The organism is Gallaecimonas kandeliae, assembly GCF_030450055.1.
In the GTDB taxonomy this organism is placed as follows: Bacteria; Pseudomonadota; Gammaproteobacteria; order Enterobacterales; family Gallaecimonadaceae; genus Gallaecimonas; species Gallaecimonas kandeliae.
This window is the reverse complement of sequence record NZ_CP118480.1, coordinates 2,724,653-2,745,795: the sequence shown is the minus strand read 5'-3', so window position 1 is coordinate 2,745,795 and position 21,143 is coordinate 2,724,653. Positions and strand designations below refer to the sequence as shown.

21 protein-coding genes are annotated in these 21,143 nt (G+C 61.6%); 18 read left to right on the top strand and 3 right to left on the bottom strand.

What is annotated here, in order from left to right:
• Nucleotides 1-8: 8 nt before the first annotated feature.
• The 3 genes from pstA to phoU are packed head-to-tail and all read left to right on the top strand — an operon-like array spanning nucleotide 9 to nucleotide 3,219.
• Complete coding sequence (gene pstA, locus PVT67_RS13635) at nucleotides 9-1,664, top strand: phosphate ABC transporter permease PstA (protein WP_301494392.1); 1,656 nt, start codon at nucleotides 9-11, stop codon at nucleotides 1,662-1,664.
• A 34-nt stretch (nucleotides 1,665-1,698) separates the two neighbouring features.
• Nucleotides 1,699-2,499: a phosphate ABC transporter ATP-binding protein PstB gene (gene pstB, locus PVT67_RS13630; protein ID WP_336407753.1), complete on the top strand. Its 801-nt coding sequence runs from the start codon at nucleotides 1,699-1,701 to the stop codon at nucleotides 2,497-2,499.
• A 9-nt stretch (nucleotides 2,500-2,508) separates the two neighbouring features.
• Entirely contained in the window at nucleotides 2,509-3,219 is a 711-nt protein-coding gene (gene phoU, locus PVT67_RS13625; RefSeq protein ID WP_301494388.1) for a phosphate signaling complex protein PhoU, read from the top strand.
• Between the two features lie 24 nt (nucleotides 3,220-3,243).
• Here the strand turns inward: phoU and ppk2 are convergent, their stop codons facing one another.
• Together ppk2 and PVT67_RS13615 are read right to left on the bottom strand one after the other, a co-directional pair.
• Nucleotides 3,244-4,005: a polyphosphate kinase 2 gene (gene ppk2 / locus PVT67_RS13620; protein ID WP_301494386.1), complete on the bottom strand. Its 762-nt coding sequence runs from the start codon at nucleotides 4,003-4,005 to the stop codon at nucleotides 3,244-3,246.
• A complete protein-coding gene (locus tag PVT67_RS13615) occupies nucleotides 4,002-4,439 on the bottom strand; it encodes an EVE domain-containing protein (protein WP_336407851.1) in 438 nt (145 codons plus the stop codon). Before PVT67_RS13615 ends, ppk2 begins: the two co-directional genes overlap by 4 nt.
• A 106-nt stretch (nucleotides 4,440-4,545) precedes the next feature.
• On the opposite strand from PVT67_RS13615, the gene PVT67_RS13610 reads away from it, so the two are divergent.
• Nucleotides 4,546-4,716 (top strand): hypothetical protein, encoded by a 171-nt coding sequence (locus PVT67_RS13610; protein WP_301494382.1) that lies wholly within the window; start codon nucleotides 4,546-4,548, stop codon nucleotides 4,714-4,716.
• A 52-nt stretch (nucleotides 4,717-4,768) separates the two neighbouring features.
• Here the strand turns inward: PVT67_RS13610 and PVT67_RS13605 are convergent, their stop codons facing one another.
• Nucleotides 4,769-5,284 (bottom strand): CAP domain-containing protein, encoded by a 516-nt coding sequence (locus PVT67_RS13605; protein WP_301494380.1) that lies wholly within the window; start codon nucleotides 5,282-5,284, stop codon nucleotides 4,769-4,771.
• 152 nt (nucleotides 5,285-5,436) lie between these two features.
• Here PVT67_RS13605 and PVT67_RS13600 point away from each other — a divergent pair, with 152 nt between their 5' ends.
• The 14 genes from PVT67_RS13600 (at nucleotide 5,437) to secD (ending at nucleotide 21,135) form a co-directional block, all read left to right on the top strand.
• Nucleotides 5,437-6,345 carry a hydrogen peroxide-inducible genes activator gene (locus PVT67_RS13600; protein WP_336407752.1) on the top strand — a complete coding sequence of 303 codons (909 nt, stop codon included), beginning with the start codon at nucleotides 5,437-5,439 and terminating at the stop codon, nucleotides 6,343-6,345.
• The gene (locus PVT67_RS13595) at nucleotides 6,342-6,746 is read left to right on the top strand and encodes a nucleotide triphosphate diphosphatase NUDT15 (protein ID WP_301494378.1); all 405 of its coding nucleotides are present in this window, start codon (nucleotides 6,342-6,344) and stop codon (nucleotides 6,744-6,746) included. The genes PVT67_RS13600 and PVT67_RS13595 overlap by 4 nt, the downstream gene beginning before the upstream one ends.
• 436 nt (nucleotides 6,747-7,182) lie before the next feature.
• Nucleotides 7,183-8,760 (top strand): malate synthase A, encoded by a 1,578-nt coding sequence (gene aceB, locus PVT67_RS13590; RefSeq protein WP_301494376.1) that lies wholly within the window; start codon nucleotides 7,183-7,185, stop codon nucleotides 8,758-8,760.
• Between the two features lie 15 nt (nucleotides 8,761-8,775).
• Complete coding sequence (gene aceA / locus PVT67_RS13585; protein WP_301494374.1) at nucleotides 8,776-10,095, top strand: isocitrate lyase; 1,320 nt, start codon at nucleotides 8,776-8,778, stop codon at nucleotides 10,093-10,095.
• Between the two features lie 159 nt (nucleotides 10,096-10,254).
• The gene (locus PVT67_RS13580; RefSeq protein ID WP_301494372.1) at nucleotides 10,255-10,887 is read left to right on the top strand and encodes a thermostable hemolysin; all 633 of its coding nucleotides are present in this window, start codon (nucleotides 10,255-10,257) and stop codon (nucleotides 10,885-10,887) included.
• A complete protein-coding gene (locus PVT67_RS13575) occupies nucleotides 10,877-12,937 on the top strand; it encodes an AMP-binding protein (protein WP_301494370.1) in 2,061 nt (686 codons plus the stop codon). Before PVT67_RS13580 ends, PVT67_RS13575 begins: the two co-directional genes overlap by 11 nt.
• Nucleotides 12,934-13,710: an SDR family oxidoreductase gene (locus tag PVT67_RS13570; protein WP_301494368.1), complete on the top strand. Its 777-nt coding sequence runs from the start codon at nucleotides 12,934-12,936 to the stop codon at nucleotides 13,708-13,710. The genes PVT67_RS13575 and PVT67_RS13570 overlap by 4 nt, the downstream gene beginning before the upstream one ends.
• The gene (locus PVT67_RS13565) at nucleotides 13,707-14,345 is read left to right on the top strand and encodes a tetratricopeptide repeat protein (RefSeq protein ID WP_336407751.1); all 639 of its coding nucleotides are present in this window, start codon (nucleotides 13,707-13,709) and stop codon (nucleotides 14,343-14,345) included. Before PVT67_RS13570 ends, PVT67_RS13565 begins: the two co-directional genes overlap by 4 nt.
• 8 nt (nucleotides 14,346-14,353) lie before the next feature.
• Nucleotides 14,354-15,016, top strand: coding sequence for a response regulator (locus PVT67_RS13560; RefSeq protein WP_301494365.1), 663 nt, complete (start codon nucleotides 14,354-14,356; stop codon nucleotides 15,014-15,016).
• Nucleotides 15,013-16,392 carry an ATP-binding protein gene (locus PVT67_RS13555; protein WP_301494363.1) on the top strand — a complete coding sequence of 460 codons (1,380 nt, stop codon included), beginning with the start codon at nucleotides 15,013-15,015 and terminating at the stop codon, nucleotides 16,390-16,392. The genes PVT67_RS13560 and PVT67_RS13555 overlap by 4 nt, the downstream gene beginning before the upstream one ends.
• Nucleotides 16,393-16,684: 292 nt before the next feature.
• Nucleotides 16,685-17,749: a tRNA preQ1(34) S-adenosylmethionine ribosyltransferase-isomerase QueA gene (queA, locus tag PVT67_RS13550; protein WP_301494360.1), complete on the top strand. Its 1,065-nt coding sequence runs from the start codon at nucleotides 16,685-16,687 to the stop codon at nucleotides 17,747-17,749.
• Between the two features lie 36 nt (nucleotides 17,750-17,785).
• A complete protein-coding gene (gene tgt, locus PVT67_RS13545) occupies nucleotides 17,786-18,904 on the top strand; it encodes a tRNA guanosine(34) transglycosylase Tgt (RefSeq protein WP_301494358.1) in 1,119 nt (372 codons plus the stop codon).
• Between the two features lie 19 nt (nucleotides 18,905-18,923).
• The gene (yajC, locus tag PVT67_RS13540) at nucleotides 18,924-19,256 is read left to right on the top strand and encodes a preprotein translocase subunit YajC (RefSeq protein ID WP_301494356.1); all 333 of its coding nucleotides are present in this window, start codon (nucleotides 18,924-18,926) and stop codon (nucleotides 19,254-19,256) included.
• Nucleotides 19,257-19,287: 31 nt separating this feature from the next.
• Entirely contained in the window at nucleotides 19,288-21,135 is a 1,848-nt protein-coding gene (gene secD, locus PVT67_RS13535; protein WP_301494354.1) for a protein translocase subunit SecD, read from the top strand.
• Nucleotides 21,136-21,143: the final 8 nt, after the last annotated feature.

Here is a 21,143-nt window from a genome sequence, read left to right as displayed (position 1 = left end):
GGCCTGAGATGAAGAACTGGTTCAAATCGGGCAACCCCTGGATCTGGATGACGGCCGGCGCCGTCAGCTTGAGCCTTATCGCCGTGCTGGGCCTCTTGCTGCTCATCGCCTGGCGCGGCCTCACCTACTTCTGGCCGGCGGATGTCTACCGTTTCGAGGTAGCCCAGCCCGGCGGCGCCACCCAGGTGGTGATAGGGGAGCTGCATGACGGAGAAGAGGTGCCGGTGGCGCGGCTGAGGGCCAACGGCCGCAAGCTGCCCGGCCTGGCCGATGACGCCTTCGTCACCCGCTATCTGGTTAAGACCGGCAACAGGGACATTTTGGGGCTGGATTTTCGCACCCTGCTGGCGCCGGACATCCTGTCCAGGACTGCCCCCAAGGGGCTGGCGGTGCTGGAGCGGGAAGAGAACGGCAACTTCTACGGTTTTATCCAGTCCCTTCAGTTAAAAGGTCAGACCATTTCTGGTGAGGGCCTGAAAGCGGCCCTGGCCAAGGAAGCGGCAGACTTTACGCGGCTGCGGGCCCAGGCCGAAAGCCTGCAGAAGGACGACATAGGCCGTGTCAATTACCAGTTGGAAAAGCTGCGCCTCAAGGAGAAGCGCCTGCAGATGGACGGCCAGCTGACAGCCAAGGCCAAGGCCGATATCGCCGCCGGGCGCCAGCAGCTACATCAGCAGTACCAGGTGCTGGAGAAGCAGCTGTTCGCCCTGCGCGGGGCCATGGATGGTGCCTTCGTCACCGTAAAGGAGATGGGTGGCAAGGATATCCCGTTGCCGCTGGCCAAGGTGCTGGACGTCAGCTACCCCAACGACATGAGCCTCTGGCAGAAGCTGGGGCGCTACTTCGTCAAGCTGGGCCATTTCCTGTCGGATTCACCCCGCGAGGCCAATACCGAGGGCGGCGTCTTCCCGGCCATCTTCGGCACCGTCTTCATGGTGCTCTTGATGTCGGTGATCGTGACCCCTTTCGGGGTCATCGCCGCCATCTACCTCCATGAGTACGCGGGCCGCAACAACATCACCAAGGTGATCCGCATCGCCGTCATCAACCTGGCCGGGGTGCCCTCCATCGTCTACGGCGTCTTCGGCCTGGGCTTTTTCGTCTATTTCCTTGGCAGCAACATCGACAAGCTGTTCTTCCCCGAGGCCCTGCCCACCCCCACCTTCGGCAGCCCTGGGGTGCTCTGGTCGGCCCTGACGTTGGCCATACTGACGTTGCCTGTGGTCATCGTCTCCACCGAGGAAGGCCTGTCCCGCATCCCGTCGAGCCTGCGCCAGGGCTCCCTGGCCCTGGGGGCCACCAAGGCCGAGACCCTGTGGCGTATCGTCATCCCCATGGCCAGCCCTGCCATCATGACAGGCCTTATCCTGGCCGTGGCCAGGGCCGCCGGCGAGGTGGCGCCGCTGATGCTGGTGGGGGTGGTAAAATTGGCCCCCAGCCTGCCGGTGGACGGCAACTTCCCCTTCGTGCACCTGGACCGCAAGTTCATGCACCTGGGCTTCCACATCTATGACGTGGGTTTCCAGAGCCCCAACGTCGAGGCGGCCCGGCCGCTGGTCTATGCCACCGCTTTCCTGCTGGTGGCTGTTATCATGACCCTGAACCTGACCGCCATCGGGATCCGCAACCACCTGCGGGAAAAATTCCGGGCGCTGGACCATTAAGAGGCTGCGATACGTGATCTCCATCCGACCCGACATGACCCCTGACGAGGTGAAGCTGGATCTGGCCAACCTGCCGCCGGAACAGACCGCCCTCACCATCAAGGATCTCAACCTCTTCTATGGCCAGACCCAGGTCTTGTTCGACATCTCCATGGCCATCCCCAAGGGGCAGGTGACCGCCTTCATAGGCCCCTCAGGCTGCGGCAAGTCCACCTTGCTGCGCTGCATCAACCGCATGAACGACCTGGTAGACGGCTGCCGGGTGGAGGGGGAGATAGGGCTGCACGGCAACAACATCTACGACAAGAGCGTGGACGTGGCGGCCCTGCGGCGCCGGGTCGGCATGGTATTCCAGCGCCCGAACCCCTTCCCCAAGTCCATCTACGAGAACGTGGTCTATGGCCTGCGGCTGCAGGGCATCAACGACAGGCGGGTGCTGGACGAGGCGGTGGAAAGATCCCTCAAGGGCGCGGCCCTCTGGGGCGAGGTGAAGGACAGGCTCAATGAAAACGCCTTTGGCCTCTCCGGCGGCCAGCAGCAGCGCCTGGTGATCGCCCGCGCCATCGCCATAGAGCCGGAGGTATTGCTGCTGGACGAGCCCACCTCGGCCCTGGACCCCATCTCGACCCTGACCATCGAAGAGCTGATCAACGACCTCAAGAAGCGCTTCACCGTGGTCATCGTCACCCACAACATGCAGCAGGCGGCCCGGGTCTCGGACCAGACCGCCTTCATGTACATGGGGGAACTGATTGAGTATGCCGACACCAACAGCATCTTCACCAAGCCGATGAAGAAGAAGACCGAAGACTACATCACAGGCCGTTACGGTTAAGGAGCCGCCATGGATAACCTGAATCTTTCCAAGCACATCTCCGGCCAGTTCAACCAGGAACTGGAGCATGTGCGCAACATGGTGCTGACCATGGGCGGCCTGGTGGAAAAACAGCTGGACGACGCCATCCGCGCCGTCCACGACAGGGACGCCGTCCTGGCCGAGAAGGTGATCGAAGGGGATCGTCAGGTCAACGCCATGGAGGTGGCCATCGACGAGGAGTGCACCCGCATCATAGCCCGGCGCCAGCCGGCGGCCTCGGACCTGCGCCTGGTGGTCGCCATCATCAAGACCATCGCCGACTTGGAGCGCATCGGCGATACGGCCGAGCGCATCGCCAAGATCGCCCTGGCCAGCTATTCCGGCCAGCAGATCACCCTGCTGGTGAGCCTCGAATCCATGGCCCACCACGTGCTGAAGATGGTGCGCGACACCCTGGACGCCTTTGCCCGCATGGACGTGGACGCCGCCCTGTCCCTGCATGCCGAGGACGCCAGGGTCGACCGGGAGTACGAGTCTTTGTTCCGGGAACTGATGACCTACATGATGGAAGATCCCCGCTCCATCCCCAAGATCCTGGAAGTGATGTGGGCGGCCAGGGCCTTGGAGCGCATCGGCGACCGCTGCCAGAACATCTGCGAGTACATCATCTACTTCGTCAAGGGCAAGGACGTGCGGCACCTGGCCCGCGCCGATTTCGAGAAGGACATCAAGGGATAAAAAAGGCGCCGCAAGGCGCCTTTTTCAATAGCGTTCCGGCACCCAGCTGCGCTCCTTGCCCGGCGGCAGTTCCTTGCCCCGCACGTCCTCCAGATGGACCTTGGGATATTGGGTCCTGTGGTAGGGGATCTGGCTGAGTAGATGGCTGATGCAGTTGAGGCGGGCCTTTTTCTTGTCGTTGGCCTCGACGATGAACCAGGGGCAATGGGGATGGTCGGTGACGTCCAGCAGGCGGTCGCGGGCCTTGGCGTACTCCTGCCAGCGCTCCCGGCCCTTGAGGTCCATCTCCGAAAACTTCCAGCGCTTCAGGGGGTCGTCCAGGCGCGACTGGAAGCGCCGCTCCTGCTCTTCGGGGGACACGTTCAGCCAGTACTTGATCAGGATGATGCCGTCATCCACCAGCAGTTTCTCGAACTGGGGGCAGGCCGCCAGGAAGGCCTCGTACTGTTCGTGACTGCAAAAGCCCATCACCTTTTCCACCCCGGCCCTGTTGTACCAAGAGCGGTCGAAGAGGGCTATTTCCCCCGCCGCCGGCAGGTGCGCCACGTAGCGCTGGAAATACCACTGGCTGGTCTCCCGCTCTGTCGGTACCCCCAGGGCCACCACTTTGACGTGGCGGGGGTTGAGGTGCTCTGTGATGGTCTTGATGATGCCGCCCTTACCGGCGGCGTCCCTGCCTTCGAAGAGCACCACCACCCGCAGCCCTTGACGCTGCACCCACTGCTGGAGCTGCACCAGCTCCAGATGCAGTTTTTCCAGGGCTTCCAGGTACTTGTCCTTTTTCATGCTTTCATCCCCTGAATGTGCTGCCACTGGGCCTCGGTGACCGGCATTACCGACAGCCTGTTGCCCTTTTGCACCAAGGGCATTTCAGCCAGGGCCTCGTCGGCCTTGAGACGGGAGAGGCTCAGCACCCTGGGCCAGGCCTCCACAAAAGCCACGTCCACTCTTATCCAGCGGGGCTTGGCGGGGTCGGACTTGGCGTCGAAGTAGGGGCTGTCTGGGTCGAACTGGGTGGCGTCCACGTAGTTTTCCCGCACCACCTTGGCCACGCCCGCTATGCCCACGTCCTTGCAACTGGAGTGGTAGATAAAGGCGAGATCCCCTTCTTTCATCTCCTTCATGAAGTTGCGGGCCTGGTAATTTCGGACTCCTTCCCAAGGGCTGACATCTTGGCTGAGTAAATCCTTAATGGAAAAGACATCTGGTTCTGTTTTCATCAACCAGTAGGTCATCTTCTTTTTCCCTGTGCCATATTTTTAATTGGCAGCCTAGCAAGACAAAGGAGGAGCTTCCATGGTCAGTATGGAGAAGTTGTCGGTAGGGATGTTTTACAAAAGCCTTAACGGCATTGGTCGTATCGTCGCCATTGACGAAACCGATGATCTGGTCACCATCAGGGATCTGGATCATAGCCACACCACAGTCGCCCATATCTCACAGCTGGACCCAGGCCTGCTGCTGGATGAGCGCATGATGTGGGAGTGCGAAGACTAGCCCGCCCGACAATAGACTCCCATTAACAACGCCCTCTTTTATGCAAGTGACATCAGTCACTTGTTTTTTTATGGGGCTGTGGTGAGGGGGCTTTCCGGGTGGCATAAATGATCACCCAATAATCCACATAGGGTGAAAACCACTTATAAAAATGACCGACACCAAAGCGGTCAAATTCTTGGTAAGACGGATCTTCCCGCAGCAGCAGGTTGGCGTGGCCGACGGACTGGGTGAGGGCATTCCAGGCATCCCGGCCATTTTCCATGCCGCCGGCCAACACCTCCAGATTGTTGACGGTCTTGCTGGGAAAATTGTCGGGCAGGGGGTAACCGGCCAAGCGGACGAAGTCATTGACGCCGAGGCTGGACGTGATCATATGGCTGAGCTTGCCCCGCTGCGCCACCATGGCCGCCCTTGCCCTGGCAATCCAGGTCAGGTCCTGATCGCAATTCAGCGGCTTCTGAATATGGTGCTTGTCCGAGATCAGGGCTTTGGCCAGCTCTAGCTCTTCTGGCGTCAACTGGCAATTGCCAAGGCCCATGGCGAGGACAAGGAGGGAAGCTGTCATGGTCAATCCTTTAACCTGTTGTCATTTAAAGGATTAACCTTAATTAATCATGGATGCAACCTGGCCTTGCTTATAAATCACTACAGCGTGGAGTGGGGATGAACTATCATTATGGCGAAGGATATAGAGGTGTTTAATCGGAACTGCCTATAATGAGACTGCCCAGCATCAAGAACCTCACTTACCTGCTCGCGCTGGAAGAGCACCAAAATTTCAACAGGGCCGCCCGCGCCTGCAATGTTTCCCAGTCCACCCTCTCTGCTGGGATCCAGAACCTGGAAGAGCAGTTGGGCTGCCAGCTCATCGAGCGGGACAACAAGTCCTTCCTCTTTACCGCCACTGGCCTGGAAGCGGTCAGCCGGGCCAGGGACATCGTCAATCATACCCGGGACCTGGTGGAGTTCGTCCAACACCAGGCCTCGCCCATGAGCGGTGAAGTGCGCCTGGGCTGCATCCCCACCATAGCGCCCTTTCTGTTGTCCAAGGTGGTGACCCAGGTCAATACCGTTTATCCGGAGCTCAAGCTGCTGCTCAGGGAAGACACCACCCAGAACCTGATGGACATGCTGGAAAAAGGGGAGCTGGATCTGGTGCTGCTGGCCCTGCCGGTGGATACCAAGGGCTTCCATACCATGCGCCTGGGTAAGGACCCCTTCAGCCAAGTGATGCACAAGGAGCTGGCCGCAAAATGGGGCCAGGAGCCGGACTTGAAGAAACTGCCGGAACGCAGCGTCTTCCTGCTGGAGAAGGAGCATTGCCTGACCGAGCATGCCGTCAGTGCCTGCCACCTCACCGATTCCACCAAGATCAATCCCTTCGCCGCCACCAGCCTTCATACGCTGGTGCAGATGGTCAACGCCAAGCTGGGCACCACCTTCCTGCCGCAGCTGGCCATCGATGCCGGCATACTGACCGGCACCGAACTGGTGGCCAGCCGCCTCCACGACGACAACGCCTACCGGGAAATAGGCCTGGTGTGGCGCCAGACTTCCAGCCGTATCCGCACCTACCGCAGCCTGGGAGAGCTGGTCGCCAAGTCCTTGCCCGAGCCGCTGCTGTGAAAGGGTTGCGTATCGGCGTCGGTGTGGCCGTCGTCAGGGAGGGGCGGGTACTGCTGGGCCAGCGCCTAGGCAGCCACGGGGCCGGGCACTGGGCCTTTCCTGGTGGCCATTTGGAAGAGGGTGAGTCTCCCCTGCAATGTGCCGCCCGTGAGCTCAAGGAAGAAACGGGCCTTGAGCTCCTTGAGCCCCGCCTTTTTGCCGTGACTCATGACCTTTATCCAGAAGGCCCCCAGTACCTGACCCTCTTTGTCAGCGGCACAGTCGCCGGTGACCTGGAGCCGGCCTTGCTGGAGCCGGAAAAATGCACTGGCTGGCATTGGTTCAGCTGGGGCGCCATACCCCAACCCCGCTTTCTTTCCCTTCAGAACCTGCTGACCAGCGGTTTCCCCTTGCCTCAGTAACTCACTTTCCTTTCAACGCCTTAGCTTTCCATTTTCTCACTGCCTTAGGGTTGGCTCTCCAGCCACCCTGGCCAGCCGATGGCGCCAACTCTTTGATATCACTTTGTTTAAAACACAAAGCCAGTCTTTGCAGATTGTATATTTGTAATATAAATACAAAAAACTTTCACTTTGGCTTTCTATCCTGAAACTGATGTTCATGACGCGTGCTGACAAATGGTATTACCAATAAGAGTTTTGACTCTAATTGGTAAATCCAAAAATATTTATATAAAACAGTAAGTTAAAAAGTAAATTTGGTGTTGTTTAAATTTTGTTGTTGAACATTCTGGCAAGGTGCTTCAGGGTTAATGGCATCGGAGTGAGCCAGGCAAGGTGCTTTTGGGAAACTTGTTTGGTGGTTACAAGGTTACATATGAAAGTTTTTGGAGGCCGAATGCTGAAGGTGCAGAACGGGCTGACCCTGGAGCAGAAAGCGCTGCTGGGAGAAGCGGCCCAGGGGTGGATACAGGAATTACTGTCGGCCTTCGCCGGCCAGGTGCCCCAGTTGCTGACGACCAGGGACAGACGGCAGCAAGCCTTTGATGCCGGCGCCTTGCCGGACTTCCTGCCAGAGACCGAGGCTATCCGCGGCGGCCACTGGCAGATCCGCGGTATCCCTGCCGATCTGCAGGACAGGCGGGTGGAGATCACCGGCCCCACCGATCGCAAGATGGTGATCAATGCCTTGAACGCCGGCACCCGCGTCTTCATGGCCGACTTCGAAGATTCCCTGTCACCTACCTGGCCTGCGGTGATGCAGGGCCAGGTCAACCTGCGCGACGCCGTGGACGGGACCATCAGCTACACCGATCCCGCTTCCGGCAAGTACTACAGCCTGTGCGGCAAGCCGGCGGTGCTGATCTGCCGGGTTCGGGGCCTGCACCTGCCGGAGAAGCATGTGACCTTCAACGGCCAGGTGGTGCCCGGTTGCCTTTGGGACTTTGCCCTCTATTTCTTCCACAACCACAAGCGGCTGCTGGAAAACGGCTCTGGCCCCTATTTCTACCTGCCCAAGCTGCAGAGCCATCTTGAGGCGCGTTTCTGGAGCCAGGTGTTCTGCTTCACCGAAGACAGGTTCGGCCTGCCGCGGGGCACCATCAAGGCCACAGTGCTGATCGAGACCTTGCCGGCGGTGTTCGAGATGGACGAGATCCTGTTCGAACTCAAGGACCACATAGTGGCCCTCAATTGCGGCCGCTGGGATTACATCTTCAGCTACATCAAGACGTTGGGTAACCACCCTGACCGGGTGCTGCCGGACCGCCAACAGGTGACCATGGACCAGCCCTTCCTCAGCGCTTACTCGCGGTTGCTGATCCGCACCTGCCACAGGCGCGGTGCCCTGGCCATGGGCGGCATGGCCGCCTTCATCCCCGCCAAGGAGCCAGAGCGCAACCAGTGGGTGCTGAACAAGGTCCGCCAGGACAAAGAGCTGGAAGCCCACAACGGCCATGACGGCACCTGGGTGGCCCATCCCGGCCTGGTAGGCACGGCCATGGCGGTGTTCGACGCCGCGCTGGGGGACAAGCCCAACCAGCTGCACCTTAGCCGCGAAGGGGACGCCCCCATCACCGCCACCGAGCTGCTGGCTCCCTGCGAAGGGGAGCGTACCGAGGCCGGCATGCGCACCAACATCCGGGTGGCGCTGCAGTACATCGAGGCCTGGATAGGGGGCAACGGCTGCGTGCCCATCTACGGCCTGATGGAAGACGCCGCCACCGCCGAGATCTGCCGCGCCTCCATCTGGCAATGGCTGCGCCACGGCAAGGCGCTGAGCAACGGCCTGAAGGTTACGGCCGAGCTGTTCGGGCGTTGTTTGAAAGAGGAAATGGCACAGGTTCGCGAGGAACTGGGTGCCGAGCGTTTCGACAATGGCCGTTTCCGTGAGGCTGCGGAGCTGCTGACCCGGATCACCGTATCCGACAGCTTCGTGCCCTTTTTGACCGAACCCGGCTACACCCTAATCGACTGAAGGAAGGACCAACTGATGAACAGGCAACAGCAAATCGACACCCTGAAACAGGACTGGGCTGAAAACCCCCGCTGGAAAGGCATAGAGCGCACCTACAGCGCCGAGGACGTGGTGCGCCTTCGCGGCTCAGTCCAGCCCGAGCATACCCTGGCTCGTCTCGGTGCCGAAAAGCTCTGGCAGCTGGTCAACGAAGGGGCCCGCCCCAGCTTCAGGCCCGACAAGGACTTCGTCAACGCCATGGGCGCCCTGACCGGCGGCCAGGCCGTGCAGCAGGTCAAGGCCGGTATCCAGGCTATTTACCTGTCCGGCTGGCAGGTGGCCGCCGACAACAACAGCTACCAGTCCATGTACCCCGATCAGTCCCTGTACCCGGTGGACTCGGTGCCGGCCGTGGTCAAGCGCATCAACAATGCCTTCCGCCGCGCCGACCAGATCCAGTGGCATAAGGGCAAGAACCCGGGTGATGCCGGCTATATCGACTACTTTGCTCCCATAGTCGCCGACGCCGAAGCCGGCTTTGGTGGCGTGCTCAACGCCTACGAGCTGATGAAGTCCATGATCGAAGCGGGCGCCGCCGGCGTGCACTTCGAGGACCAGCTGGCCTCGGTCAAGAAATGTGGCCACATGGGCGGCAAGGTGCTGGTGCCTACTCAGGAAGCTATCCAGAAGCTGATCTCAGCCCGCCTGGCCGCCGACGTCGCCGGCGTGCCCACCATAGTGCTGGCCCGCACCGACGCCAACGCTGCCGATCTCATCACCAGCGACTGCGACGATTACGACAAGCCCTTCGTTACCGGTGAACGTACCAGCGAAGGCTTCTACCGGGTCCGCGCCGGCATCGAGCAGGCCATAGCCCGCGGCCTGGCCTATGCCCCCTACGCCGACCTGCTGTGGTGCGAGACCGCCAAGCCGGACCTGGAAGAGGCGCGCCGCTTCGCCGAGGCCATCCATGCTAAGTACCCCGGCAAACTGCTGGCCTACAACTGCTCGCCGTCCTTCAACTGGAAGAAGAACCTGGACGACGCCACCATCGCCAAGTTCCAGCGCGAACTGTCGGCCATGGGCTACAAGTTCCAGTTCATTACCCTGGCCGGCATCCACAACATGTGGTTCAGCATGTTCAACCTGGCCTACGACTACGCCCGCAATGACATGGCGGCCTACGTCAAGATGCAGGAAGAAGAGTTTGCCGCCGCCGACCGGGGCTACAGCTTCGTCGCCCACCAGCAGGAAGTGGGTACCGGCTACTTCGACGATATGACCACCGTCATCCAAGGCGGTCATTCTTCGGTCACGGCTCTCAAGGGCTCCACCGAGGAAGATCAGTTCCACTGAAACAACACAGTTCCTAAGCACTTGGCGGCCTTCAGGCCGCCTTTTTTTGTTCCCGAATTTTTCTCGAACGGATTGTCTCAATAGATGGAGGTGGGCCCTAAGGTTGCCTTAAGTTGCGCCAACCAGCCTTAAATGGCGGCTGACCAAGAGGTTTTTTCCATGCTAGCCAAATATGCAGAGGCGGATGTGCAGGTTCATCTGAGCCGAGAGGGAACGGAAACTTATGATCGTATCAAGCATTTTGCCTGCGCCCGCTACGCGGACGTGCACCAGGCCAGGCTCCGTCATTTCCTGCCTCTGCAGTACCTGCTGTCGAAAAACCAGCAGTGGCTGGCCAGTTGTGGCCTGCGCAATGCCGAGGGGCAGTCTCTCTACCTGGAACAATACCTGGACGAACCCATAGAGCGGCTGCTGGCGGCCAAGGTCGGCAGGCCGGTCGCCCGGGCCCAGGTGGTCGAAGTGGGTAACCTGGCCGGTGAGGCCGGCGGCGCCCGCTTGATGATCTTGGCTCTGACCCGTCACCTGGCCCAGTGCGGTGTCGACTATGTGGTTTTCACCGCGACCCGCGAGTTGCAGTCGGCCTTCGCCCGGCTGGGGCTTGAACCCTGGTTCCTGGCCGACGCCAGTGCCGAGCGCCTGAACGAAGGTGCCCAGGATTGGGGCCGCTATTACCAGAACAAGCCGGCCGTCTTTTCCGGCTCGGTACGGCTCGGCTGGGAAGCCATACAGCGCCAGCCACTGCTGATGCGGGTGCTGGCGAACATCAGCAATGAGGTTACCGATGTTGTATGAACACCTGGCACAGGCCTTGGCGCAAAGCCCCAAGGCCCTGCAAGGGAGCGATAGCACCCTGTCCGGCCAGGAACTGCTGGCCGCGGCCGGGACCCTTGCTGCTCGGCTCAAGGCGCTCGGGGTCAGGCGCCTTGGCCTCCTGATGGACAACGGCCCGGACTGGGCCATCGCCGATCTGGCCGCCCTCAAGGCCGGCCTGGTGTTGGTGCCCATCCCCACCTTCTTCAGCCGTGAGCAGCAACTGCACCTGCTCAAGGATGCCGGCCTTGATGCCGTGCTGGCTCCCGTGCCCTTGCCCCTGGCCAAGACGTCGGTGCAGATAGGGCAGGGGACTTTGAGCCTGCTGAGCCCGGATGAGGTGCAACCCCTGCCGGCCGGCACCGCCAAGATAACCTATACCTCTGGCACCACAGGCAAGCCCAAGGGGGTCTGCCTGTCCGAAGCCAACATGCTGGCGGTTTGCCAGGCGCTGCTGGGCGTTACCGACGAGCTGGGGGTGCAGCGACATCTCTGCCTGCTGCCCCTGGCGGTGCTCCTCGAAAACCTGGCCGGGCTCTATGTGCCCTGGCTGGCCGGAGCCTGCGTCACAGCCCTGCCCATGCAGGCTCTGGGCATGACAGGTTCCAGCGGCCTGGAGCCCGGCCAGATGCTGGAAACCCTGAGCCGTTACCAGCCCAACAGCCTGATCCTGGTGCCGGCGCTGCTGCCGGTGATCCTGGCCGGCAAGGCCAAGGGCCTGCCTGACAGCTACCTCTTCCTGGCCCTTGGCGGCGGCAAGACGGCCCTGGCCCAACTGGAGCAGGCCAAAGACTTGGGCCTGCCGCTCTTCGAGGGCTATGGCCTGTCCGAAGCCTGTTCGGTGGTGGCCCTGAATGGCCCCGGCACCAACCGCCTGGGCACTGTCGGCAAGGTGCTGCCCCATGTGACGGTGCGGCTGGCGGAAGACGGCGAAGTGCTGGTCCGCGGCAACAGCTTTCTCGGTTACCTGGGCCAGGCGCCCCAAACCGGCAGTGACTGGCTGGCCACCGGCGACCTCGGCGAGCTGGACCAGGGCGGTTTTCTCACTATCAAGGGCCGCAAGAAAGACACCATAGTCACCGCCATGGGCCGCAATGTTTCCCCCGAATGGCTGGAGGCCGAACTCTGCGCCTTAGCCGGCATCCGCCAGGCCTATGTGTATGGCGACGAGCAGAGCGAGCTCGCCGCCCTGGTGGTCACGGACCGCCAGGACCTGGACGCCCTGCTAACCCATTTCAATCAGCAGTTACCCGATTACGCCAGGCTGGCGCGGCTTATCGCTACGAGCGAACCCTTCAGCACCGAGCGCCAGGAGCTGACCGCCAATGGTCGCCTGCGCCGCGCCGAACTGGCGAAAAGGGTCAAGGAGTCATCCATGGGATTTTTCGAACGGCTCAAGGCCGAGACCCAGGCCGCCCAGCAATACCTGCTGGCCGCGCCTGCCATCCTCGCCTGCCAGCAGGGGGATGTGACATTGCCCCGCTACCAGGCCTTCCTCAATAACGCCTACCACCACGTCAAGCATACGGTGCCGCTGCTGATGGCCTGCGGCGCCCGCCTGGGGGACGACAAAGAATGGCTGCGCGAGGCCATCGCCGAATACATAGAGGAAGAATACGGCCACCACGAGTGGATCCTCGATGACATCCAAGCCGCCGGGGGCGACAGGGAGGCAGCCCGCCTCTCCAAGCCCAATTTCGAAACCGAGCTGATGGTGTCCTATGCCTACGACAGCGTGCAAAGGGGCAACCCGATCAGCTTCTTCGGCATGGTCTGGGTGCTGGAAGGCACCTCTGTGAACCTGGCCACCCCCATGGCGGATCTCATCCGCGCCAAGCTGGGCCTGAGCAAGTCCGCCTGCCGCTACCTCTATTCCCACGGCAGCCTGGACCAGCAGCACATAGGCTTCTTCGAGGGCCTGATGAACCGCGTCGATGACCCGGCCGACCAGGACGCCATCATCCACATGGCCAACCGCATGTATCGGCTCTACGGCGACATGTTCCGCAGCCTGCCCATGGAGGCGGCATGAAGCAGATACTCCTTACCGGCGCTACAGGCGGTATAGGCCAGGCCATAGCCCGGCAACTGGCAGGCGAAGGCCACAGCCTGGTGCTGGTGGCAAGGAATGAAGAGCAGCTCCAGGCCCTGGCCGACAGCCTGCCGGGGCAGCACCAGTGGCTGGGCATGGATCTGACCCGCCCAGACCTGAGTTCGGCCTTGGCCCAGGCGCTGGCGGCCCGGGATCTGCACCCGCAGATCCTCATCAACAACGCCGGCAGCAACGAGCTGCGCACCTTCGAAGACAGCGACTGGCAAAGTGTGGAAGCGCAGCTGCGCCTCAACCTGCTGGCGCCCATGGCGCTGGTCCACGGCCTGCTGCCGGGCCTGGAGCCGGAGGCGCAGATCATCAACATCGGCTCGGTGCTGGGGGAGATCGGCTATCCCGGCTACGTCGCCTATGGCGCCGCCAAGGGCGGCCTCAAGCGCTTTTCAGAAGCCCTGGGCCGGGAGCTCAAGGATAGGAACATCGCCGTCAGCTACCTGGCCCCCCGCTCCACAGACACCCCCCTCAACAGCCCCAACGTCGTGGCCCTCAACCAGGCGCTGGGTAACAAGGTGGACAAACCTGAGGTGGTGGCCAAGGCCGTCAGTCTGCTGATCAAAAGGCCCAAGGCCAACATGGTGCTGGGCTTTCCCGAAAAACTCTTTACCCGTATCAACGCCCTGCTGCCGGTCCTGGTGGACGGGGCCGTCGACAAACAACTGGCCGTCATCAAACGCCATGCCAAGGAGACCTTATGAATAAGTCCCTGTTAGCCGCCGTCAGCCTGCTGCTGAGCCCCATGTTGCTGGCGGCACCGCTCAGCCACTACCAGGACAGCTGGGCCCAGATCAAATACCAGATGGCCAAGAAGCAACAGGAAAAGGCCTTCGCTTCCCTGCGTGACGAGGTGCTGGCCGAGATCCAGGCCCACCCCGACAATGCCGACTACCTCATCTGGGGTGGTATCATCAACGCCAGCTATGCCGGGGCCAGAGGCGGCCTGGGGGCCCTGAAGTACGTCAAGGAGGCCAAGAAGGAACTGGAGCAGGCCATCAAGCTGGATCCCAACGCCTTGCAAGGCTCCGCTTATACTTCACTCGGCTCCCTCTACTACCAGGTGCCGGGCTGGCCCATCGGCTTTGGCGACGACGACAAGGCCGAGGCGAACCTGAAGAAGGCCCTGGCCATCAACCCAGACGGCATAGATCCCAACTTCTTCTACGGGGACTTCCTGCTCGAAGACAGGCATTATCAGGAGGCCAAGACCTACCTGGAGAAGGCCCTGGCCGCCAAACCGAGGCAGGGCAGGGAAGTGGCCGATGCCGGCCGCCGCGGCGAGATCCAGGAGCGGTTGGACAAGATCAATGCCAAACTCGGAAAAAGGAACAAGTAGCGAAGCCGATGCGATTACTGCTGGTTGAAGACGATGTACTGCTGGGCCAGGGCCTGGTGACGGCCCTGACTCGTGAAGGCTATGCCGTGGATTGGTTGCAGAGCGCCCTGGACGCCCGGCGGGCGGTGGCGGTGACCCACCCCGATATACTGGTACTGGACTGGCAGCTGCCGGACGGTACCGGCATCGAGCTGCTCAAGGGGTGGCGCCGTGAAGGCCTGGCGGCCCCCGTCTTGATGCTGACCGCCCGCGACGCCCTGGACGACCGTATCACAGGCCTCGACAGTGGCGCCGACGATTACCTGGTCAAGCCCTTCGAATCCCGGGAAATGCTGGCAAGGCTGCGGGCCTTGTCCAGGCGCCAACTGGCCCAGGTGGAGCCGGTGTTCAGCAATGGCCCCTTGTGCCTGGATCCCGCCCGCCACCAAGTGACGCTCGGCGGCGAGCCCGTTGCCCTGTCCCGGCGCGAATTCGCCCTGCTCCAGGAACTGATCCGCCAACCGGATCGGGTGCTGACCCGGGAGCAACTGGTGGAGCGGCTCTACAGCTGGGGTGAAGAGCTGGAATCCAATGCCCTCGAGGTCCATGTCCACCACCTGCGCAAGAAGCTGGGCAGCGAGGTGATCAAGACGCTGCGCGGCGTGGGTTACGTGATGCCCAAGCTGTCATGACCTCGATCCGCCGTTACTTTGCCCTGCGCTTCCTGTTGCTGTTCATCCTGGTCCAGGCCGGGGTCAGCCTCTTCGGTTACAACAGGGCGGCCCACGAGGCGGAGGAACTCTACGACGCCGAGCTGGCCCAGTCGGCCCGCATCATCATGGGCCTGGTGCAGCGGCCACTGGACACCGCCGGGCTGGAGGCCATCCGCAAGGCCCTGGCCACCGCCAGCCGCCAGCCCCTGGTGATGGGAGAAGACGAGCACGACCAGACCTTGTTCGGCCACCATTACGAGAAGAAGCTGGTGTTCCAGGTGTTCGGCCTGGACGGCGATTTGCTCTTTTCCAGCCTCGACAAGCCCATCGACCTCAAATCCCCCGGCTACCACTGGGTACAGACCGCTGACGGGGAACGCTGGCGGCTCTTTACCGTCTTCGACGACGAGGACAACTTCTGGCTGCAGACCGGCCAGTTGGCCGAAGTGCGGGAGGAGATCACCGAAGAGGCGGTGCTCAAGCCCAACCTCATTCAGTCGGCGATGATGATAGTGCTGGTGATGTTGATGTCGGGCCTGCTGATCACCCGGGGCCTCAAGCCCTTGCGGACCCTCTCGTCCCAAGTGGCCAAACGCACCCCAAGCCAGCTCTCGCCGCTGAAACTGGAACGCACCCCCAACGAGGTCAAGCCATTGGTCCAGGCCCTGAACGATCTGCTCCAGGCCCTGGAGGAAACCTTGATCAGGGAACGGCGTTTCACCGACGATGCCGCCCATGAGCTGCGCACTCCCCTGGCCGGAGCCCAGTTGCACCTGGACAATGCCATGGCTGCCGAGACGGAGCAGGAGCGCCAGGATTCCCTGAAGGCCGCCCGTACCGGCATTGCCCGCCTGAGCCACCTGGTGGATCAGTTGCTGACCCTGGCCCGCCTCGAAGGGGGCAAGCTGCTGCCCAAGATAGAGCAGGTGTCCATGGCCCAGCTGACCAAGGCGCTGCTGGTGGAGATGTATCCCCTGGCGGCCCGCAAGGAGCAGCAACTGTCCCTTCACGAAGCGGCGGATTGGCAACTCGATGGCGACAAGGCCCTGCTGGCAGTGATGGTGCGCAACCTGCTCGACAACGCCCTGCGCTACAGCCCGGAAGGCACCGAGGTCAGCATCAGCCTGGACGCCGGTGGTCTGATGGTGGACGACAGTGGCCCCGGCATAGCGCCACAGGACAGGGAGGCCTGCCTGGCCCGCTTCCATCGCCTGGCCACCAGCAACCAGAAGGAAGGAGCAGGCCTGGGCCTGGCCATAGTGGTGGAAGTGGTGCGCCGCCACGGCCTGGCCTTAAGCCTGGAAGACAGCCCCCTGGGCGGCTTGCGGGTGCGCATAAAAAAAGCCCGACCATAAGGCCGGGCATAAAAAAGACACAGGAAAGGTGACACAACAGGAATAAAGACTTGCTGTTCACAACAGCACTTCGTTGGGGGGAACAAATGTTTGCTCAATTACGAAGTGGCGCCAGTCTACCCCAGGATTTTCGCCGTCAACAAGGTAATTTGTAGTAAATTTACATCAAAACGTTTTCCCTACTTCGAGGGATCAGTTTGAGTTCAGAAAAGCCCCCCAGCGCCGGCAATACTGGCCTCTGAGGCGCTCAACGGCTAAACTGTCGGCCCTTTTTCCACCTCTGCTGTTTGTCATGCAACGCGCCGATTTTCATTTTGAGCTTCCCGAAGAGCTGATCGCCCGTCACCCCATGCCTGAGCGCAGCGCCAGCCGCCTGTTGATGCTGGACGGCCCCAGCGGCGCCCTGCGCCACGGCCGTTTCACCGATCTGCTGGGCGAGCTCAAGGCCGGCGATCTGCTGGTATTCAACAACACCCGCGTCATACCGGCCCGCCTCTTTGGCCAGAAGGCCAGCGGTGGCAAGCTCGAAGTGCTGGTGGAAAGGGTGTTGGACGACAGGCGGGTGCTGGCCCATGTGCGCTCAAGCAAGTCCCCCAAGCCGGGCACAGAGCTGCTGTTCGACGAAGACGTTCGCGCCACCATGTTGGCCCGTCACGACGCCCTCTTCGAGCTGGGCTTCGAAGGGGAGGAGCCGGTGATCGCCATCCTCGAGCGCATCGGCCACATGCCGCTGCCCCCTTACATAGACAGGCCCGACGACGAGGCGGACCGCGAGCGCTACCAGACCGTCTACAATCAGAAGCCCGGCGCCGTGGCGGCGCCCACCGCCGGCCTGCATTTCGACGATGCCCTGCTGGAGGCCATCCGTGCCAAGGGCGTGGACACCGCCTTCGTCACCCTGCACGTGGGGGCCGGCACCTTCCAGCCGGTGCGGGCCGACAGCATCTTCGAGCACAAGATGCACAGCGAATACGCCGAGGTACCGCTTGAGGTGGTGGAAGCCGTCAAGGCCTGCAAGGCGCGCGGCGGCCGGGTAGTGGCCGTCGGCACCACCTCGGTGCGCAGCCTCGAATCCGCGGCCCAGGCCTCGGAAAAGGCCGGCCTTGACCTCAGCCCCTTTGCCGGCGACACCGATATCTTCATCTACCCCGGCTACCGTTTCCTGGTGGTGGATGCCCTGGTCACCAATTTCCACCTGCCGGAGAGCACCCTGATCATGCTGGTCAGCGCCTTTGCCGGTTATCACGAAACCCTGGCGGCTTATCGTGAGGCGGTGAACCAGCGCTACCGTTTCTTTTCCTATGGCGACGCCATGTTTATCACCAAGAACCCCGAGGCCAAGGGCCCCGGGGCCTAAGGGGCCGGACTGTTTTTCCGGTACCCAGGAGCATCCATGAAATACGAACTCTTCAACACCGATGGCCAGGCCCGCCGCGGCCAGCTGGTCTTTGAACGCGGCACAGTGCAGACCCCGGCCTTCATGCCGGTGGGCACCTACGGCACCGTCAAGGGCATGACCCCGGAAGAAGTGGCCCAGACCGGCGCCGAGATCCTGCTGGGCAACACCTTCCACCTCTGGCTGCGCCCCGGCCAGGACGTGATGCGCAAGCACGGCGACCTGCACGACTTCATGAACTGGCACGGCCCCATCCTCACCGACTCCGGCGGCTTCCAGGTCTTCTCCCTGGGGGACATCCGCAAGATAACCGAGGAAGGGGTACATTTTCGCAACCCCATCAACGGCGACAAGATCTTCCTGGACCCGGAAAAGTCCATGGAGATCCAGACTGACCTCGGCTCCGACATCGTCATGATCTTCGACGAATGCACCCCTTACCCGGCCACCCACGATGAAGCCAGGAAGTCCATGGAGATGAGTCTGCGCTGGGCCAAGCGTTCCCGGGACCACTTCGATGCGCTTGAAAACCCCAACGCCTTGTTCGGCATCATCCAGGGCTCCGTCTATGAAGATCTGCGGGACGTCTCCATCCAGGGGCTGACCGAGATCGGCTTCGACGGTTATGCCGTCGGCGGCCTGGCCGTCGGCGAGCCCAAGGAAGACATGCACCGCATCCTCAGCCACGTGAACCCGCAGCTGCCTGCCGACAAGCCCCGTTACCTGATGGGGGTGGGCAAGCCGGAGGATCTGGTGGAAGGGGTGCGCCGCGGCATCGACATGTTCGACTGCGTCATGCCGACCCGCAACGCCCGTAACGGCCACCTCTTCGTCACCGAAGGGGTGATCAAGATCCGTAACGCCAAGCACCGCGACGACACCAGCCCCCTGGACGCCGAGTGCGATTGCTACACCTGTAAAAACTATTCCAAGGCCTACCTGCACCACCTGGATCGCTGCAACGAGATCCTCGGCGCCCGCCTCAACACCATCCACAACCTGCGCTACTACCAGCGGGTGATGGAAGGTTTGCGGGGGGCCATAGAGCAGGGTAGATTAGACGCCTTTGTAAAAGATTTTTATGAGCGCAAGGGTATGGAAGTACCCGCACTTTAAAGAAACTTAGGGAGACAACATGTTCATCAATTCCGCATACGCCGCCACCGGCGGCGCCGGCCAACAAGGCGGTGGCCTGCAGCTCATCATCATGCTGGTGCTGTTCGGCGCCATCTTCTACTTCATGATCTACCGCCCCCAGGCCAAGCGCGTCAAAGAGCACAAGGCGCTGATGGGCAGCCTGGGCAAGGGCGACGAAGTACTGACCAACGGCGGCCTGATCGGCCGTGTCAGCAAGGTCGAAGAGGGTAAGGACTTCATCGTCATCGCCCTCAACGACACCACCGAAGTGACTGTACAAAAAGCTGCTGTGCAAGCCGTGCTGCCCAAGGGCACCATGAAGTCACTCTAAGAACCAGACAAGAAAAAGAAGGAAGGCTGGTGTGTTGAACAAATACCCGCTGTGGAAATACCTGATGCTGATCTTCGTGATCATCTTCGGGTTCCTGTACGCGGCTCCCAACCTCTATGGTGAGGATCCGGCGATACAGGTTTCCGGGGTTCACAGTGCTGTTGTGGACAACAGTACCCTGGACAAGGTGCGTTCTGCCCTCAAAGAGGACAAGCTGGACGCGAAATCCGTCGCCATGGAAAACGGCCTGCTGCTGGCCCGCTTCAAGGACACCGACACCCAACTCAAGGCTCAGGAAGCGGTGACCAAGGTATTGGGCGACGACTACAGCGTGGCCCTGAACCTGGCCCCCGCCACGCCCGGCTGGCTGCGTGCCGTCGACGCCGGCCCCATGAAGCTGGGCCTGGACTTGCGTGGCGGTGTGCACTTCCTGATGGAAGTGGACATGAATGAAGCCCTCAACAAGGCCGAAGAGCAGATGCAACAGGATCTGCGCTCCAACCTGCGTGAGGAAGGGCTGCGTTACAGTGGTATCCGCCGTGTCGCCCAGGGCAAGGTCAAAGTGACACTGCGTGACACCGACACCGCCAACAAGGCCGAAGCCTTCCTTCAGAAGGGCGCCGCCAACGAGTACACCTTGGAGCGGGACGGTGACAGCATCACCATGACCCTCACCGAGGCGCGTATCAAGGAGATCCGCGAGTACGCCCTGTCCCAGAACATCACCATCATCCGCAACAGGGTGAATGAGCTGGGCGTGGCCGAACCTCTGGTTCAGCGCCAAGGCACCAGCCGTATCCTGGTGGAACTGCCTGGCGTTCAGGATACGGCCCGCGCCAAGGAGATCCTCGGCGCCACCGCGACCCTGGAATTCCACCTGGTGGATACCCAGCATGATCTGGGCGACGCCATCAACGGCCATGTGCCGGCCGGTTCCGTGCTCTACAAGAGCCGTGATGGCCGCCCCGTACTGGCCCAGAAGCACATCATGCTCACCGGCGACCATATCCAGGACGCCCAGAGCGGCTTTGACGAGTACCAGCGGCCCCAGGTCAACATCAAGCTGGACTCCCAGGGCGGCGACATGATGAGCCGTGCCACCAAGGACAACATCGGCAAGCCCATGGCTACCGTCTTCATCGAATACAAGCCGACCGGCGACAAGGATGAAAACGGCAAGCCGATGCTGAAGAAGGTGGAGCAGGTGATCCAGGTGGCCACCATCCAGGCGCGCCTGGGCCGCAGCTTCCGCATCACCGGCATCAACACCCCGCAAGAAGCCCATAACCTGGCGCTGCTGCTGCGTGCCGGTGCCCTGCTGGCGCCGATCCAGATCGTCGAGGAGCGTACCGTAGGTCCGTCTCTGGGCGCCCAGAACATCCAAGACGGCATGAACTCCCTGATCTACGGCTTCATTGCCATCGTCATCTTCATGGCCATCTACTACCGTGCCTTCGGCCTGGTGGCCAACATGGCGCTGCTGCTGAACGTGGTGCTGATCGTCGGTATCATGTCGCTTATTCCCGGTGCCACCCTGACGCTACCCGGTATCGCCGGTATCGTCCTGACGGTGGGTATGTCGGTGGATGCCAACGTGTTGATCTTCGAGCGGATCCGTGAGGAACTGCGGGCTGGTACCGGCATCCAGAAGGCCATCCACAACGGCTACGACAATGCCTTCTCCACCATCGCCGACGCCAACATCACCACCATGATCACGGCGCTGATCCTGTTCGGGGTTGGTTCTGGCCCGGTCAAAGGCTTCGCCGTGACCCTGGCCATCGGCATCCTGACCTCCATGTTCACGGCCATTGTCGGTACCCGCGCCGTGATCAACCTCATCTACGGCGGCCGCCGTGTTGAGAAGCTGTCGATTTAAGGAGGCCA